The organism is Filimonas lacunae (genome assembly GCF_002355595.1).
Classification (GTDB): Bacteria; Bacteroidota; Bacteroidia; order Chitinophagales; family Chitinophagaceae; genus Filimonas; species Filimonas lacunae.
In genome coordinates, this window is sequence record NZ_AP017422.1 from 2,697,163 (window position 1) to 2,714,970 (window position 17,808).

General features: G+C 45.7%; 16 protein-coding genes. 10 read left to right on the plus strand and 6 right to left on the minus strand.

The genetic code is table 11. The features are described from left to right. The first annotated feature begins 5 nt into the window (after positions 1–5). Complete coding sequence (locus FLA_RS10635) at positions 6–944, plus strand: hypothetical protein (RefSeq protein WP_076380446.1); 939 nt, start codon at positions 6–8, stop codon at positions 942–944. A 35-nt stretch (positions 945–979) separates the two neighbouring features. Here FLA_RS10635 and FLA_RS10640 read toward each other — a convergent pair whose 3' ends face one another. Further along, positions 980–1,687, minus strand: a complete 708-nt coding sequence (locus tag FLA_RS10640; protein WP_076380447.1) for a DNA alkylation repair protein — start codon at positions 1,685–1,687, stop codon at positions 980–982. Positions 1,688–2,246: 559 nt separating this feature from the next. Here FLA_RS10640 and FLA_RS10650 point away from each other — a divergent pair. The 3 genes from FLA_RS10650 to FLA_RS10660 all read left to right on the plus strand — a co-directional run bounded on the left by FLA_RS10650 (position 2,247) and on the right by FLA_RS10660 (position 5,614). Beyond that, positions 2,247–2,768 carry a hypothetical protein gene (locus FLA_RS10650; protein WP_144264091.1) on the plus strand — a complete coding sequence of 174 codons (522 nt, stop codon included), beginning with the start codon at positions 2,247–2,249 and terminating at the stop codon, positions 2,766–2,768. 94 nt (positions 2,769–2,862) lie between these two features. Next, positions 2,863–4,146 carry a hypothetical protein gene (locus FLA_RS10655; RefSeq protein ID WP_076380450.1) on the plus strand — a complete coding sequence of 428 codons (1,284 nt, stop codon included), beginning with the start codon at positions 2,863–2,865 and terminating at the stop codon, positions 4,144–4,146. 7 nt (positions 4,147–4,153) lie between these two features. Next, positions 4,154–5,614, plus strand: coding sequence for a PKD domain-containing protein (locus FLA_RS10660; protein WP_076380451.1), 1,461 nt, complete (start codon positions 4,154–4,156; stop codon positions 5,612–5,614). Between the two features lie 4 nt (positions 5,615–5,618). Here the strand turns inward: FLA_RS10660 and FLA_RS10665 are convergent, their stop codons facing one another. Both FLA_RS10665 and FLA_RS10670 read right to left on the minus strand, forming a co-directional pair. After that, positions 5,619–6,269, minus strand: coding sequence for a hypothetical protein (locus FLA_RS10665; protein ID WP_076380452.1), 651 nt, complete (start codon positions 6,267–6,269; stop codon positions 5,619–5,621). Positions 6,270–6,826: 557 nt separating this feature from the next. Beyond that, a complete protein-coding gene (locus FLA_RS10670) occupies positions 6,827–7,318 on the minus strand; it encodes a MarR family winged helix-turn-helix transcriptional regulator (RefSeq protein ID WP_076380453.1) in 492 nt (163 codons plus the stop codon). Positions 7,319–7,478: 160 nt separating this feature from the next. Here FLA_RS10670 and FLA_RS10675 point away from each other — a divergent pair, with 160 nt between their 5' ends. From FLA_RS10675 to FLA_RS10690, 4 genes are all read left to right on the plus strand, one after another. Next, positions 7,479–8,813 (plus strand): TolC family protein, encoded by a 1,335-nt coding sequence (locus FLA_RS10675; RefSeq protein WP_076380454.1) that lies wholly within the window; start codon positions 7,479–7,481, stop codon positions 8,811–8,813. An 11-nt stretch (positions 8,814–8,824) separates the two neighbouring features. Next, positions 8,825–9,901 carry an HlyD family secretion protein gene (locus tag FLA_RS10680; protein WP_076380455.1) on the plus strand — a complete coding sequence of 359 codons (1,077 nt, stop codon included), beginning with the start codon at positions 8,825–8,827 and terminating at the stop codon, positions 9,899–9,901. A 2-nt stretch (positions 9,902–9,903) separates the two neighbouring features. After that, entirely contained in the window at positions 9,904–11,481 is a 1,578-nt protein-coding gene (locus FLA_RS10685; protein WP_076380456.1) for a DHA2 family efflux MFS transporter permease subunit, read from the plus strand. Positions 11,482–11,557: 76 nt separating this feature from the next. Next, positions 11,558–12,010, plus strand: coding sequence for a hypothetical protein (locus FLA_RS10690; RefSeq protein WP_144264092.1), 453 nt, complete (start codon positions 11,558–11,560; stop codon positions 12,008–12,010). 37 nt (positions 12,011–12,047) lie between these two features. Here the strand turns inward: FLA_RS10690 and FLA_RS10695 are convergent, their stop codons facing one another. Continuing rightward, complete coding sequence (locus tag FLA_RS10695) at positions 12,048–12,944, minus strand: helix-turn-helix domain-containing protein (RefSeq protein ID WP_076380606.1); 897 nt, start codon at positions 12,942–12,944, stop codon at positions 12,048–12,050. A 167-nt stretch (positions 12,945–13,111) separates the two neighbouring features. On the opposite strand from FLA_RS10695, the gene FLA_RS10700 reads away from it, so the two are divergent. Together FLA_RS10700 and FLA_RS10705 are read left to right on the plus strand one after the other, a co-directional pair. After that, positions 13,112–14,353 carry a multidrug effflux MFS transporter gene (locus FLA_RS10700; protein WP_096510916.1) on the plus strand — a complete coding sequence of 414 codons (1,242 nt, stop codon included), beginning with the start codon at positions 13,112–13,114 and terminating at the stop codon, positions 14,351–14,353. Positions 14,354–14,420: 67 nt separating this feature from the next. Continuing rightward, positions 14,421–14,882: a DUF4268 domain-containing protein gene (locus FLA_RS10705; RefSeq protein ID WP_076380458.1), complete on the plus strand. Its 462-nt coding sequence runs from the start codon at positions 14,421–14,423 to the stop codon at positions 14,880–14,882. A 2-nt stretch (positions 14,883–14,884) separates the two neighbouring features. On the opposite strand, the gene FLA_RS10710 is transcribed toward FLA_RS10705, so the two are convergent. Together FLA_RS10710 and FLA_RS10715 are read right to left on the minus strand one after the other, a co-directional pair. Further along, positions 14,885–17,416 (minus strand): T9SS type B sorting domain-containing protein, encoded by a 2,532-nt coding sequence (locus tag FLA_RS10710; protein ID WP_076380459.1) that lies wholly within the window; start codon positions 17,414–17,416, stop codon positions 14,885–14,887. Positions 17,417–17,458: 42 nt separating this feature from the next. Further along, positions 17,459–17,779: a S24/S26 family peptidase gene (locus tag FLA_RS10715; protein WP_076380460.1), complete on the minus strand. Its 321-nt coding sequence runs from the start codon at positions 17,777–17,779 to the stop codon at positions 17,459–17,461. Positions 17,780–17,808: the final 29 nt, after the last annotated feature.

The following is a 17,808-nucleotide window of genomic DNA, read 5'->3' on the forward strand; positions in this document are numbered from 1 at the left end:
ATGACATGAAACGCTTTTTTTTAAGTTTGACTTTAGGTCTAAGTACTGTTGTTGTAAGTGCACAAAATACATTTCCTGCAACAGGAAATGTGGGTATTGGAACAAAATCACCTGAGCAGTTATTACAGGTAGCTGGTAATGTGCTTATCAGTAATAGCTATTCTTTAATGTTTAGAAAGGCTGATTCTATCACAGGTCCACAGTTTAGTCTGAGTGGAAATGGCGGTTATCTGCACGTTACCAGTGGAGGAATCATATCGCGTACAACCAACGTTCAGGATCTGGGATCAGATAGCTTTCGCTTTCGTAATTTATGGTTGGGCACTAATGCCAATATTGGGGGAAGTGTATATCTGAATTCCAGTGATAACAATGGTTTAATAGTGGACAATAATAGCCTGAGCAGGGTGGGGTTTATGAAGTATCCTAACCGGGCGGCCGGAATCTGGAGAGTAACAAACCAGAATTTTGAAATTGGCCGGGTAAATGTAACAGCTTTGCCGGGAACGCCCACCAGCTATACCACTGATTTATATATTTCAGAATCGGGAAACATTGGTATTGGAACTAAAACGCCCTCACAGAAATTGAGTGTGAATGGGACTATTCTTGCTAAAAAAATGATAGTGTCGGTGAAAGAAGCGAATTGGGCGGATTATGTATTTGATGCATCATATAAGCTAATCCCCTTGCAGCAACTGGAAGAATATGTATTGTTTCATAAACATTTACCGGAGGTGCCTTCAGCGAAAGAAGTGGCTGATAAGGGAGTGGATGTTGGAGAAAACCAGGCTATGTTATTAAAAAAGATAGAAGAGCTTACACTTTATGTCATTGAACAGCAAAAGCAATTAGATAAACAGAAAAAAGATAACGAAGAGCGTAATGCAGTCTTAAAACAGCGCCTGAAAGCATTGGAAACTATGGAGTTTAGTAAAGAATAGAGTATATTGTCAGGTAAATGCACAAGTGGCATCTCCTAACACTTTACTGTCTTTTTCTTCTTACCCAAAGTGCCACGGGCTTCCGCTTTGGCTATATAGGCAACTGCATCAGGCACTTTGCAGGCTGTTCCATCCATATCTACCGTAACAGCACCTATTTGTTGCGCAATGGCAATAGCCTCCTGGGTTAAAGGTGTTACATAAGAGCCAGTACAGATCACAAAATTGTTCATGGCATATTTAACGCGGTTGCCCGCAGCATGAATTGTATTCTTCACACGCAGTAGCAATAACTGCAAGGCGGGCAGATCCAATGCTGTGTCTGGCTTTAGCGCCACCAAGGCGGCGAGGGTAGCCCAACCTGCTGCTGCAATATGCTCCTGCGTGCTCTCGATCCATTCTAATGCCAGTTTATATCCATGCAAACTGCCCGTAGCTACCCAGGGCACGGTGTATTCGCTGATGTTTTGCGAGAGGGCTTGTTGCACCCAGGTGTGGAGGTCATTGGTTGTCATTTTCTCATCTTCGGCTATAAGTCCGGCCAGGTACATGGCATCGGCATTGCCGGTAGCGTATAGCTCCAGTGCCAGCTGGTGGTTTTTCTTTACTTTTTTCTGTATGTTTTTCAGGTACTCTATTTTCACTCCAAACATAGGGTCTTTGATGCCATGGTTCAGGAAAATTTTCCTGATCTTCTCATCACCATAGGCTTTCAGCTCGGCCATTATTTCCTGCGTAGTCATGAATAAATAGTTGAGAGTACCGGAAGTTAAGCTATTTAAGGGAGTGGTGATCTTTCGGTGGTAATTTGTATTTTCGATATACCCAAACCCTCACCCGATGAGCAAGACCTATATAGTTGGAGATATCCACGGCTGCCACGATGAACTACTAGCCTTAATTTCTCAGATAAACCTGCAGGATGACGACTGGCTAATATCCGTAGGGGAGGTACCCTTGATGTTGCTTTTATCAGCGAAGGAACAACGAAAATGTTTTCTGTATATCAATCAGGGGATCAGGTGGCTTACATTGAATATTTTGATGATTCTTTTCCGGTATCTACCCCTTTTTATACAGAAGATGAGGAAGATGCGAATTTCGGGCTTTGGGTGTATAATATTATTACCAATAAAGAAAGGTGTGCTCTCTTTTGCAAGAATAATGGATGAAGAAATAACACGTTCTGATTTCAAAATTGTTGAACTGCTTATTATGAAAATACTGATAGCGCCCCACCAAAAAACAACCATTGTATTCAAAAGCAAATGCTGGCTTTTGTTGTTGCCAGCATATTTGGCTGTGCAAATTTTATTTCCCTCCTTTTTCTTGCTGGCCTGCAATTCCAAAGTAAAGCAACCTGCATCCCCCGAAAGCGTGCTATTGAAAAAGGGAGAACGGATTACCGATACGGTTTTGTTAAAGCAAAAGATGTATCCATTTACTCCAGATGGATTAGCGCCCACCTATAGTAATAGTATCGGCAGGTTTAGGTCGTTTTATATTGTCAACAATACAAAACAGGTTATCTATTTATATAGCAGAAGGGATGTGCAATACCCGCTGGATACACTACGCTACGTGCCAATGGAGCCGGATTCTATCCTGGTTGCTGGCAGGTTCATTGCTATGGAGAGAAATCCATGGGAGGTACATTGTTATTTTACTACCTTTTGCGACTCTCTGTTACCCACGGCTTCTAAATTGAGATGGCTGGAGTGTGGCTCCGCATGTAACAGTGAAGCGGTAAAAGGCTATTTTGTTTACGGCGTAAAAGATTCTACCGGTAAAGTAGTGAGCACATCAGTGCCTTACGAATTGTAACCGAACCGGCTGTATATTTTCGTCTTTTTGCCTGTTATATGTGCATTATTTCATATAATTGATAAGTGAAACGCTGCTTTTTTACTTTGAATGTATGAAAATAACATCCCTTTTCCTGCTAACTGCTTGTATATTACTGTCGTGCAGTAAAGATCCGGTTTATATAACGGTGACTTCCACTTCCAAACTGGATTTTAAAATCAGCGAAGTGGTGAACGATTCTACCCTTGTGCTGCAATGGAAGCCCTATACCGGGGCCAATTTTAAAAAATACGTGCTTATGCGCAGTGCCTACTACTGGAAAAATGGTGTTTTTGATTTTTATAACGATGCCATAGACTCCAGCACAGATGTGCAACACGGAAGCTTCCGGGAGCAGGCAATGCCTTTTACCTATTCGCTATATTACAACCTGGTGGTGAAAGATGAAAAAGGCAATGTGCTGCAGGGGAATGATATGGTGTTTTATACACGTCCCAATACCATAGTAATAGGTAGCCCTACCGATGCCTTGTATAACAGGCAGCGCAAATGGGTGTATATAACAGACTACCAGAATATCTATATTGTCAACTGTGCCAATGGCCGGCAGGTGGCTAATAAAAAAATGCCGGTACCTATTGGCTATTGCAGTTTAGGAGAATGGGGCGGCAGCACAGAATTATATGTGCCCACCCAGGATGGCTGGTTGCAGATATTGGATGCAACTACACTGGCGCAAAAAGATAAAATATATATAGCGGGCCTGGCAGTAGCTTCGGTGGTAGCACAGAATGGAAAATTGTATGTAGGCTCGTCTGATTTAACGCAGGCCGGTATTAACAAAAATTGCATAAAGGTATATGACCGTGCCACTAAAGCTTTGCTGGGGCGGGGAGGGTATTATGATAAAACCCGGCTACTGTACCTGGAAGGTTCATCGAATGAGTTTATAGATCTTACCACCAACGTTAGCCCTATACAACTGGCTTATTACCAATTTGCGGATAATGGTGCACTGCTTACACAGAAAGAGGATACCTATCATGGCAATTACCAGATGGATGTTAATATAGTACGCTCTTTCCCGGATGGCAGCAGGTTTATCACTTCGGGCTATGGTTCCATTTTCAATAAATCGCTCGTGTTCGATCATTATGTAAAAGAGTTTGGCACTTACGTTGATTTTGCTTTTAACAATGATGGTTCTCTTATTTATGCGGCAGATGGGCGGGCACAGAATATTGATGCCATCAGCTATCCAGGTAACACCGTTACTAAAAAATACCCCACCACTTTAGTACCGTTCAAGGTTTTTCGCGATGGCGATACGCTCATCAATGTAGGCAGGGCGTACCTGTCTACCACTTATCTGTTCATTGAAAAAATAGCGCTATAGGCTTTTTATGAAAAAGAAATTACCCGTTATACACTACTACTTTTGGGCGGTGCTGGCGTGCGTGGCAGGCGCCTGTAGCAGAAAAGAAATTATAACAGTGATGCAGCAGCCGGATGCCTGTTTTGTGGCTAAGGCCAATACGGCCAGCTACGGTAGCTGGTATTTAACAGAAACATATACCCACTTTATAGATTCGCCTTTTTACTTCACCAGTTGCTACGATTCTGTTACCAATGCCCAATGGCGCTGGAACCTGGGCGATGGTACTATTACAGAAACGCCTAAGCCCGTTCATTCCTATGCAAAGCGGGGTAATTACACCGTGTCGCTGGTAATGAAGAGCGACAACCTGTACGATACGGTTACTAAAAACGTGTCGGTAATACTGGGGCAGCAGTCTGTAACATTACCAGGTGTGAGTAGCCTGTGGGCTGTGGCTATGGAAGAAACAACGGGGTATGAGTGGCAGGTGCTGGCAAGGGATGAATATGCTACAACTTACTACCTGGTTCAGCTGGACAGCCTGTTGAAAGTAAAAAGCAAAACGCTTTTACCATCAGGGTATGTGCTACCGTCGATGTGTCTGGCCGCAGATGGTAATTACATATTTCCAGGCACTACTTCCGGTGCCGGCTATTATAACGAGTTGCTGAAACTGAAAGCAGATGGTACGGTGTTATGGCGTAAAACGTTTTCAACAAACGAAAGCTATGGGTATGCTGCACAAACACCGGATGGCGGGTATGGTATGGTGGGCAATAGTGTAGGAACCGGCCCTATATATATCAATGACGATTACCCTACGGTGATTCAAAAAACAGATGGGGATGGCAATGTGCAGTGGAAAAAAGTGCTGGATAACGAACAAATGGTACAAGCCAGTGATGCGGTGTTTGGCCAGGATGGGGTGGTAGTGGCCGGTGTAAAACGAAAAGTAAATACCAATTGCAGTGATTGCGATTCGCTGCTAATTGTAAAATTGAATAACAGTGGCAGCGTTGTATGGCAAAACACGGTGTTATGGGGATTGAATACGGAAAGCCTGGCCAGTGTGCGTATCCTGGCGCTGACCAATGGCGGCTATGCCGTATACAACAAGTCTGGCCAGGGCATTTATCTGTTTTCCTCCACTGGTGAATTCACCAACCGCCTGCTGGCTCCCAACCGGTTAACACAGGTTACCAATTCCGGCGATGGCCACCTGATAGCTTTGCAAATGCAAAGCTCCAATGGTTTTCGCATGCAGCTGAGCAAGGTGAGCATGGAGGGGGAAACGATGTGGAGTATTTTCCCAAATGGCAACCAGCCATCAGGCAATAGCTCATCATGCTGCGCCGACAGCTGGCCTATTACTATCAGGCCACTGCGTAATGGCGGAACTATTGCAGTAGCTTCTACAGTAAATATCAATAATTATAGTTATTCTGTTACGTTGCTGGAGTTTGATGATGCCGGCAAGCTTAAATAAGTATTTATTCCTCTTTTTCTACTATATGCTGTGGGTGGAATACTACTTGCATAATGCTACTCATTTCGCTGATGCAGTTGGAGAAATCGGTATAGTGCGCCTGGTACTCCCGGCTTTCCGGTTGCCCCGGAACAGCTACCGGTCTTTTATCTATGTAGGGGGAGGTAGCAGCGTAGCTTATAAACTCCCATTCCAGACTACCTTGTTTACGGCTGTAAAGTGCTATGGGTAAAGAATAGTTTTTTCTAAAAGCTATCGACACATGGCTTTTATTGGCAGTAACTGTTAACTGTGGGCGCAGGTTGCGTACATCCACATGTACCGGGTTGCATTTTAAACCGCTACCTGTTACCGTAGCTGTTTGCCTGGCATCTCCTTTTTTGGCAAACATAGCCATTTGCCGCATCCTGGAAGTAGTGTTTTGCACCAGTTTGTTTTTATGAGATACCGCTGCTGCCAGTTCGGCTTTTTTCATCTCTACAGCCTGTATGGCATCTATCATTGCCTGCACTTCTGCTTCGTGCTGTACTATGGCCTCATCATTCATATATGAGATAGCTTCTTCCGCCATTTTCCGGAAATTATGCTTGTAGGCGAGGGCATATACGCTTAGCTCCGCGTCAGCATGAGGTATAAAATCTTTGTATTTCTTCATATTGCAGGTGTGTACGGATAAAATAATTTACTTTCTGTAACAAACAGAAAGCATTCTAATTAAGTTAGAAACTTTTCTGACTATAACAGAAATTTCTCTGATTTGTTTAGAAAAGTTTTTGAATAAATCAGAAATTTTTCCAGGATAGTCAGAATGTATTACAGTTTAAATAGAAACTTTTCTGTTTAAACTAGAAATATTTCTGACATACTTGAAAACTTTTCTGATTATGATAGAAATGTTTCTGTTATAATCAGATAACTTTCTGTAATAGATAGAAAACTTTCTGGTTAAGTCAGAAACTTTTCTAAAAGAGCCAGAAAGAAGCTTTACTCATCCATAAGTGCAAATAATGGATGTGACTGTTGGCTTTTTCCTTTTAAATAACAGGTAAACAGGTGCCCAATGGGCTTGTGCCAGGAGTAAGATGGAGATAATAACGCAGGGAATGCCGGGGCAGTGGTAAAATTCACCGGACAGGGATAGGCGTATTCCTTTGTAGCGGGATAAAGGAAGTAACCGGAAATAGAATAGTAAGCAGGTTGGGAGGGGAAGTGTTAATCGTCCAGCTGCGTATCCTCCCCTGAATATAAATTTTCGTGATAGCTGATCAATTTGTTCAGCGTGTCGATGGTTGTTTGCAAATTCTTTTCCCCTACTAACTCTTTATAGGTATCCTGCAATGCAAAAGAACTCTCAAAGCTATCCAGCAAAAACTGTTTACCTTTTTTACTTAGCTCCAGCACATCACTGCGTTTGTCTTGTTCGTTTTTACGGGGAATGATCATTTCATGTTCTTCCAGCTCTTTCAGCGTGCGGCTGATGCTTTGTTTCACAATCATCGATTCGCGCGCCAGTTCTATGGCAGTGCTGCCATCTACCGATATGTTACACAAAACGGGCATATAGCTCAGTTTCATATGGCCCCAGTAGGGCTTCACATTCTTGTGCGCCCAAATATCCAGGTGCTTGCGTAGTATAAAGGTTAAGCGTTGCCAGTTGCTGTCGCGTTGTGCTTCAAACGCCCTTAGTTTGTCGTCTATTTTCATTGTCACGCCTTTGTAATAAGAATAAAATTAGTAACAATTGTTTACTAAAATGATAAACAATGTTTACTTTTGTTCTCCGATAATCAAATCACTTAAATCCCTTTGTCAACGATGGTTTTTAGTAACCACACTTTATTTTAATCACTTTTCAATGCATTTCATGTCAAAAAAACTCATTGCCGGGTTTATACCGGTAGTCATGCTGTTGCCTTTACTCAGCGGTGCGCAGCAGGCACAACCCTTGCCTTTACAGGAGGCATTGTTGTTGGCCCGCCGGCATAGCAGCCAGCTAAAAGCAGATAGCATGCAATATAGCATAGCTGGCACCAAAGTATCGCAGGTTTCGGCAAATGCTTTACCGCAGGTAAGCCTGAATGCTACCTACCAACGCCTGAGCAATAATATTACCCCGTTTTCCATTGCATTGCCCACCGGCACTTTTGTATTGAACCCGCAAATACTTAACCAGTCGTACAATGCGGTGCAGTTAACACAATTATTATATGGCGGCGGCCGGGTAAACAACAGTCGGGCAGCAGCTAAAAAAGAAGCGGCAGCGGCAGGTGCTGATTATGCAGGCAGTTTGTTACAGCTGGATCAGCAGGTGACCGATTTATGGTTTAACCTGTACAATGCCAGGGCTTCGGAAAAGATAGTGTTGAAGAACATAGAAGCACTGAGTAAAAAGCGGGACGATCTGGACGCTTACCGCGAGCAGGGCATTGTGCTGGCCAACGATGTGCTGAAAATTGAGCTGTCTGTTACCAGCCTGCGTTCCAGCCTGGCAGATATCACCAGTATGGCAGGCACACTCAACTATAATTTATGTCTGGCTACCGGCTTAGATCCTGCTACAATAATAGACATACCCGATAACTACCTGGAAGAAGTAAGCGCTACAGAGCCTTTACAAACCTATGTGGGGGCAGCGCTGGCACAACGGCCCGAGCTAAAAGGCTTTCAGCTGCGCAGCGAGGCAGCGGCCTACCGCGTAAAAGCGGCAAAAAGCGATTACCTGCCGGTGCTCAACCTGATTGGCAGCTTTAATTACGATCATCCCAACCAGCGTATCATTCCCAACGTGGCGCATTACGATTACAGCGCTTTTGCCGGGTTGAACCTTTCGTGGAAAATATCGGCTTTATATGCCAACCGCTCGCATGTTAGCGAAAGCAAACTGAGTGCGTTGAAGCTATCGGGTAACTGGCAGCAGGCTAAAGAAAACATACAGGGCGAAGTAAACAGCCGTTACCTGGAGTACCGCAAAACGCTGGATAAAATGACGCTGATAAAAACCGAGCTTACCCAGGCCACGGAAAACTACCGGGTGGAGCAGAACAGGCTGGATGCCCAAACCACCACGCCTACCGATTTTCTCGATGCCAATGCACGGCTATTGCAGGCACAGTTAAACCTGGCCACGGCCAAAGCCAATGTGCAGCTGGCCTATCATAAACTATTACAATCAACCGGAACTTCTACCACTACTAAATAATTGACACAAGTATGAAAACGATCTATAGCATTTTATTTTCTGTTACTGCCGCTGCTGTATTCTCCAGCTGTTCGGGCGAGGGCACTGATAACGCACAACTGGAAGCGGATGTGAGCCCGGTAATACCCAAGGTGAACAGCACGGTTATGGAAATACGGGTGGAAGATAACCAACCGGTAAAAAAAGGCGATACACTGGTAATACTGGATGATGCTACTTTTACAATAGCCGTGCAGCAGGCAGAGATTGCTTTACAGCAAGCACAGCGTTCGGTAAACCTGGCCGGCATTAACAACAGTGTTGCCCATGTTACGGTAAGCAATGTAAGCGCCAGTTCGGGTGCCGTGGCGGCCAACTTAACTGCTGCCGATGCGGCTATTGAATCGGCCAAAGCACAGTTAGCTGTGGCGGAAAGAAACTACGAGCGGTACGAAAAGTTGCTACAGCAAACCTCCGCTACCCGGCAGCAGTTTGACCGGGTGCAGGTAGAAAAGGCATTGGCAGAATCAGGGTTACAGGCTGCTATCAGCCAGCGCAATGCTTTATTAAAGCAGATTGATGCCAGCAAATACCAGGTAGCCAATACCCAAAAGCAATTATCCGGCACACAGGAGAACATAAACCTGGCAGGCCTGGCAGTAAAGCAGGCGCAGGCCAACCTGGATGCGGCTAAGCTACAGTTGTCGTATTGCACCATTGTGGCCCCGGTCGATGGCATTGTGTCCAAGAAAAGTGTACAGGTGGGCCAGGTAGTGGCGGTAGGTACGCCGTTAATGGCAGTGGCCAATGATAAAAAAGTGTGGGTAGTGGCCAACTATAAAGAAACGCAGCTGGCCAACATGCGCGCAGGACAGGAAGCGGAGATTGAAGTAGATGCTTATCCCGATACCACCTTCATTGGTAAGGTAGAGTCGTTTTCGCAGGCTACCGGTGCCCGTTTTTCTTTTCTGCCGGCCGATAATGCTACCGGCAACTTTGTAAAGGTAACACAGCGCATTCCGGTGAAAATTGTGCTACCACAAAACCACAGCGAAAAATATCCTTTACGTGCAGGTATGAGCGTTTATGTAAAAGTTAAAACGAAGTAGTTATGGCAGCGATAGCAGGTGCAATGCCTACCTACGAGGTAGGCGCGCGAAAATGGCTGATTACCATAACGGTAATTACCTGCGCTATTATGGAACTGATCGATACCTCGATTGTAAACGTGGCTACCCGGCAAATTGCCGGTAACCTGGGCGCAACGGTAGAAGAAACAGCCTGGGTAATTACCGCCTATGCTATCTCTAATATCATCATTATTCCGCTAACGGGTTTTCTGGGTGATGTGTTTGGCCGGAAGAACTATTTCACGGCTTCTATCATCCTGTTTACAGTGGCTTCGTTCATGTGCGGGTTTTCAGGGTCTATCTGGACACTGGTGGCCTGGCGTTTTATACAGGGCATTGGGGGCGGGGCTTTGCTGGCCACAGCGCAAACGGTGCTGGTAGAAACCTTTCCGCCCGAAGAGCTGGATAAGGCCAATGGTATTTTTGGAGCGGGCATTGTAATGGGGCCTACACTGGGTCCGGTGCTGGGTGGTTATTTAACCGATAACTATTCGTGGAGCTGGATCTTTTACATCAACATTCCCATTGGTATTGCCGCGGCTATCTTATCGTGGAAGTTTATTAAAGGGGCCAAAACCAAACTCGTTGGTAAAGTAGACTACTGGGGTATTGCAGCCCTGGTGGTGGGCATAGGCAGTTTGCAGATGTTACTGGAAGAAGGGGAGCGGAAGGACTGGTTTTCGAGCAAACTTATTATTATAGTGGCTATACTGGCGGTAGCAGGCATAGGCTTGTTTATTGTACGGGAACTCACCGCAAAGAACCCGGTGGTGGATTTGCGAGTGCTGCGTTTTAGAAACGTGGCGGTGGGGTCGGCACTGCGGTTTGCTTTTGGGTTGGCCATTTACTGCTCGGTGTTCCTGTATCCCGTGTTTGTGCAAAGCTTCCTGGGGTGGAACGCCACCCGCACCGGTTTGCTTATTTTACCCGGTGCTTTAATCACCGGTATGCTCATGGGCGTGAATGGTGCACTGGTAAAAAAAGGCATCAGTCCCAAGGCCTTGCTGTTGTTTGGTTTTGGCATGGTGATATTGTATGAATATCTCAGCTACCGGTTGGCCACGCAGGCAGCGGGAGAGTGGGACTTTTTATGGCCGCAGCTGATACGTGGTGTGGGCTTTGGGTTCATTTTTGTGCCTGCCGCCAGTTTAACACTGGCCGGGTTAAAAGGAAAGGACATTGGGCAGGCTTCTGGATTGAGCAACATGTTGCAATTGTTGGGCGGTTCGGTAGGGCTGGCCATTATCAACACCTATGTTACCCGCCGTATAGCCGTGCATTACAACGATTTAATGGGCAATGTATCTTTTTACAATCCGGCCAGCAATGAAAGGATGTATAATATCACCTCTCAGCTTATTGCCAGCGGCAAATCGCCGGAACAGGCTAAACAGATGGCCATGGGGGTCATGAACGGATCGTTAAGTGTGCAGTCGGCCGTTATCAGCTACAGCGAAGGCTTTATGATGATAGGAATTATCTGTGCGGCTATTTTGCCGCTGGTGTTCTTGTCAAAGATTAAAAAAGGCGAGTCGCTGGAAGTGGGCGGAGTGCATTGATACTCAAAGAATACGTTACTGATCCGCTTAAATCAGGTGGGTGGTATGAAAGTAGCACCCACCTTTCATTAAATATTTGTATAATCCTTATCTTCGCCAGATGGGTAATACGTTTGAAAGCATTTTAACAGATTTGAAGCTTTTTGTGGAAGAACCACTGCCAACTATTTCCAGGGTATTGACTTGTGGTAAAAATCTGACCGACTGGTCGGATGGCAGACTGAAAAGCATCAGCCAGATACTGCTGAACGCAGTAGTTATTCCCCGCTCTGAATTTGAACTGCGGTTGGAAAGAATACAACATCAGATAGAAGCCGACCTGAATAAGGAATCGATAGTAAAGACCTTATCTTACTACTTTGATGACGCAGAAGCCATGAAGTCGGTTACTATTCAGTTAGCCAAACATTACGGTTCGGATTTAAACCCGGCCGAGGTGGTAAATGATATGACCAGCTACTCTGGCAAAAGTCAGGAAACAATAGGTTTTCTGCTGGTAACGATTATTGAGAGCCATATTTTACAATAAGGCCATTGACATATTTTTGGTGGAAAACCTCATCCGTTCAGGATGGGGTTTTTACTTCATTGCTGCCATCCCTGTATTCCCTGGGCGATAGTCCCGTGTGCTTTTTGAAAAAGCGTGCAAAGTAATTCGGGTATTCAAAATGAAGCAGGTAAGCTATTTCAGATATGGAATAAGAGGTGTAGGTAAGGTACTTACGTGCTTCCTCTAACAGGTGTTCCTGCACCAGTTGCCCCGCGGCCTTCCCGGCAATTTCCCTGCAAATACGGTTTAAATGTACAGGAGTGATGTGCAAGTCTTGCGCCAGTTGCATCACGGTTTTATGGCCTCCTTCTCGCCTTATCAATTCCTGCAGTTTTCTAAAATGTACCAGTGATATAGTATCGGTGCTAATGCTCACTTCCTCCTGTTGTAGCCATAGCCGGTATAGCACCAGGAACAACTGTTGCAAGCACAAATGCAGCATTCTTCTTTTTTCTGCCTGGTGCTGGTTGTCAAAAAGTTCTTCCTCTACGGCCTGCATATAATGCTGCACCCGCTGTGCGGTATAGGGCGCGCTAAACCGGGTAATAAACTGCACCTTGCCCATCATAGGCGCCAGCACTTTGGCTTCGGGAAAAAGAGTGTTGAGCAGGCTGTCCGACAAGGAAATAATGCTGCCGGTTACCGTGGTGGTATAACTAAAGCCATGCAGGGATGCGGGCGGAATCAATATCAGGCAGGGGCCTTCCAGTTGCTGTTGCGCGCTGGATTCCATAAACATAAACTGGCCCTTTTCTACAAAAAACAACTGGCATAACCGCGGATGAAAGTGCGGTTTTATATCCCATTCAAAATGCCGGCTGCGGGTTTCCAGCTGCTCCCAATACACATATTCGCTATCGGGACGGGCATTTCTATCGCCATATAATCCTTCAAACCGGGAGATACTGCTCAATGTGGATGATTTGAATGTTCTGATAATATCTATGCAGAAAGCTGTTTGTGCTGTAAGATTAACAAAAATAGAAGTAGAATGTTTCGTTTGTATCCGAAAATGGTGCATAAATACCCATTGGGTAGCCGGGGAGGATGGAATTTTGTGTATCACCATTATTCATACAAATGAAAAAAACGAATAAATACCAGTTGAACCTTACTTTACTGGAAACAGCGCAGGGCGAAACAGTGCTGATATTGATATTGGGGGCGTTGATAGCACTGAGCCCTTTTTCGATAGATATGTATTTGCCGGCGTTTCCGGCCATTGCCAAAGCCCTGCATACTGATATAGCACAGGTAGGCTACTCTTTAACCAGTTATTATGCGGGCCTGTGTGTGGGCCAGTTGATTTATGGTGTGTTGATTGATCGGTTCGGCCGTAAAAAGCCGTTAATGGCGGGGCTGTTGCTGTATTTGATAGCAGCCGTGGGTTGTTCGCTGGCGGGTGGTGTGCATTACCTGGTGGCAGTTCGTTTGTTAATGGCGCTGGGCGGTTGTGTGGGTATGGTAGCCAGCAGGGCCGTGGTGCGCGATTTTTTTGCACCGGCAGAAAACGCCCGTATATTATCTCAGCTGGTGCTGGTGATGGGCGTAGCACCTGTTATTGCGCCTACTATTGGCGGTTTGGTAAACAGCTACCTGGGCTGGCGTTGGGTGTTTGGTGTAATGGGAGTGATAGCCTGTATGTTAATGATAGCCGTAGCAAGATGGTTACCGGAAACTAAAACAGCAGATGCGTTGGTGTCGTTACGGATGAAAGAAGTGGGCGCGTCGTACTGGCAGGTGTTGCAAAACAAAACCTTTTTGATGTATACACTGGCGGGCGGGGTAAGCTATGCAGGTATGTATGCTTACATAGCAGGCTCGCCCTTTGTGTTTATGGAAAAGTATCATTTTACCGACACTGCCTATAGTTGGGCTTTCGGTTGGAATGCATGCGGATTAATTGCCGGCAGCCAGTTAAACCGGCTGGCGCTGAAAAAGTACAGCAGTGCCTTCATTGCCAGGCAGGCAGCTATATTACTGTTTGTAGCGGGGCTGGCATTGCTGGTAATTACCTACACACAAATAGCAGGCGCTACCGTTATACTCTGTTGTACCTTTTTGTTTTTGCTGGCATTGGGTTTTATTAACCCTAACACTACGGCATTGGCTTTACAACCTTTTACGCAGGCGGCGGGGCGTGCTTCGGCCGTATTGGGCAGCCTGCAAATGATTGCCGGGGTGGTGGCTTCGTGGCTGGTAAGTTATTTACATAATGGTACGGCAGTGATTATGCCGGCGGTGATGTTTGGCTGCACGGTACTATGTGTAACGCTGTTGTGGCAAAAGCCTAAGCAGGTGGCCGCTGCCGTAATGGTATAAAAAAGCCGGCATAGCTGTTTACTGTTTCGGGCTTAGCTTTGCATTTTGCAATTAACAAGCAGCAGTTATGTATTCAAGGCAGGAAGTATCTAAGCTGAAACAGGAGTTTTGGACAGCATTTGGAAAATATATGAAACCCGTGTTGTCGGCCGATGGCGAAGCGGTTAGCTGGATCAATTATAAAACAGGCATCAGCGGTATCGGGTTTAAAATGGATGCCGATAACAAACAGGCTACTATAGCTATTGTGTTGTCGCAACCCGACATTGCCTTGCAGCAAGGGCACTACCAGCATTTTCAGCAGCTGAAAAATATGCTGGTAGAAGCTTTGGGCGAAGACGACTGGAGCTGGCAGGAAGGCATTACAGATGAATATGGTAAGGTAATAAGCGTGATAAGTAAACAGCAAACAGGGGTAAACATCCTGCGCAATGAAGACTGGCCTGCGGTAATATCTTTTTTTAAGCCGCGTATCATTGCGCTGGATGAATTCTGGAGTATGGCTAAATACAGTTTTGAAAGCCTGTAAGCTTACCTGATTAACACCACCGTTCCTTTTTGTGAATAGCTAACGCCTTCTTTTACATAAGCACACATCCACACATACGTTCCGGGATCGGCCATCAGGTTATGGAAGGTGCCATCCCATCCTTTCTTCGGATTGGTTGATTCAAACACCTGTTGCCCCCAACGGTTAAATAAGGCCAGGTGATAAGCAGTTACCGGGAACAGGGTTAATATTTTAAACTCATCGTTACGGCCATCTTTATTAGGCGTAAAGGCACTGGGGAAATAAATATTACATTCTGTTTCCAATACCAGGCGGCTGGCGCTTTCTGTGCCACAGTTATTGGCTACTGTTACCGTATACAAGCCTCCTTTAGTAATGGTAAGCGTGCTGTCGGTAGAGCCGTTTTGCCACAAATAACTTTTAAAAGAGCCGGGGTATAAGGTTGCGCTGCTGCCGGTACACAAAGTAGTATCAGGGCCTAGTAACGGAACAGCCCGCGGTTCCACACTGAGCACTAAGGTGCGTATGCTGTCGCAGTTGTTGCTGTTTTTAAAGGTGTCTCTATATACACCGGAGGTATTGTAACCCTCAAATGTTTCGTAATAACAAATGCTTTTAAGCAAGGTGGTGCGGTCTTTCGGAAGCACGGTTAACCGGATGGTGCGTATGCTGTCGCATGACTGGCTGTTGGTGAACACATCCTGGTAAGTGCCGGTTTGAGTGTAGCCCAGGTAATTTTCTCCCTCGCAAATGGTAGCAGTAAGCGTGCTGTAGGTGCGTGGGTTTACTGTAAGGTTGAGGGTAACCATGCTATCACATCCATTGGCGGCCCTTAGCGTGTGCGCGTAAGTTCCGGAAACGGTATGCCCCCAATAGTTCTGGCCTTCGCAAATAATTACGTTTTGTGTGGCGTACGATTTCAGCAGCACGGTCAGGTGCAGGGTGCGTGTGCTGTCGCAGCCATGAATATCTTTATACACATCTGTATACGTGCCGGAGGTGGTATGTCCTGCATAACTGCCGCCTTCACAAATGTTATCGGTAATATCGGTAACTGCCAGTGTGTACAGGCTCAGGTTCAGGGTGCGTATACTATCGCATCCCGTTGCAGTAACAAAATTATCGGTATAAGTGCCAGCTGTGGTATGACCGTAATAGTTGCTGCCAGGGCAGATAGCAGCATCTACAGTAGTGAGTATAGGTGTGCGGGGAAGCGTTAAAACAAGATAAGCGGTATCTGCTTCGCAATTACTGTCGGTAATGCGGTATATCAACGAATCGCGCTGGTTACAGCCGCCGGGATAGGTATATCGTATCTGGTTGTTTACAATAGTGGCCGTGCCGTATTTTGGGGCCTGCACAATGGCGTCAAGGCTAATAGCATCGCCCTGCGTATCGTAATCGTTATGCAGCACATCTACATCCACCGTTGTTCCGGTGAAAGTAGTATTGTCTTCCAGTGCTACCGGGGGAACAGGCAGGGTGAGTATTTCGGGAAAGCGTCTTACCTCGCCGTTGAAATTGGTAGGGAAGGTGATCTGGTGATAATTACAGGCATTGCCCACAGCCGTTCTGTCCGGAAAGTCGATCACAGAAATAGGTTGCGGATCGTTATACGAACGGATAAAATACATTTTGCCGTCCGGGCCTATTTTCAGATCGTGCGAGTAGCAACAGGTGTGCATGTCTGTGAACTGGCCTGTGTTGAAATCGTATTGATACAGGGTGTTGCCGGTGAGTGTGCCAGCATAAAGTTTGGTGCCATCGGGCGAAAACCGGGTGGCTGCAAAATTGCCAATGGAAGCCCCAAGTACCTGCTCGTTCGATAACACACCCGTAGTGGCGTTAAAGTCCAGTATAGTTAGGGCCCGGTTGCCTTCGCCAGTAACTACCAGCTTGCCGTTTGACCGGGTATAGTTCATCTGGTAGGTGTAGCCGGTAGTGGTAAAGGTATATTTCTGTGGCGTGCCTATACCGGCAGCCGTAATAGGCCATACGTAATAATTGTTCAGCTGGTATTCATTCAATATTAACCAGTAATCGCTGGAGCCGGTTTTGTTTACCAACGTCATTGCCTGATCGGTAAGACCAGACCATAAGGGAGTGTTGAGGTTGGTGATTTCACCCAGTGCATTAGTAGTAAAATCAATGATGGAATAGGATAGTGCGCCAGCAGTTCGATCCCAGGCAGAGTTGGTGAACAGGTAGAATTTTTTAGCACAGGTGCCGGGTACCGGGCAGCTTTGCACACATTGCGCACCCGACCAGTGGCCGCTGAGGTTAGATCCATTGGGCATTACCTGGTGGTTGCGGTTGATGGCACTTCGGCCATCGGAGTAAAATTTCAGGGCGCCTGTAACCGGGTCGTTTACCACTACCATGCCTTCAAAGCCAACGCCGGGATATTTATTACTTACTTTTTGAGGGCCTGTGCTGGTAAATATGATGCCATCGGTGCCATTGCCAAAATACCAGTTATTATTTTCTATTTGGGCATGAGAGTGTAACGCAATGGTGATTGCAATAAGCAGCAGCAGTAGCGGTTTAGTCATGTAGCAGTTGAAGATAAAGGGTGTGTAGCAAATATACAATTTTTAGCTACTATATATCACCCTGTTCTGGTATTCCCCCTGTATTACTTTTCCGTAAACAATGCGGGTCCAGCCATTTTCAAAACCGTGGTTGTTGGCAATCAGGTAGCCTTTGTGGGCGTCCAGCTTTACAATCTTATGGGCATCAATATACCTGCCCTTTACTTTGCAAAACACAATATCGCCTACCTGGTAAGTAGCGGCTTTTATAAAAGTGAGATTACTGCCGCTTTTTAAAATGGGTAACATAGAGCTGCCAAAAGCTTTCATTTTTCCGGTACCGGTGTTTTCAAGGTCGTTTTTTAATCGTTCAAACTTGTTCATGTTGATTTCGTCGTTGTTTTTTCATGGTT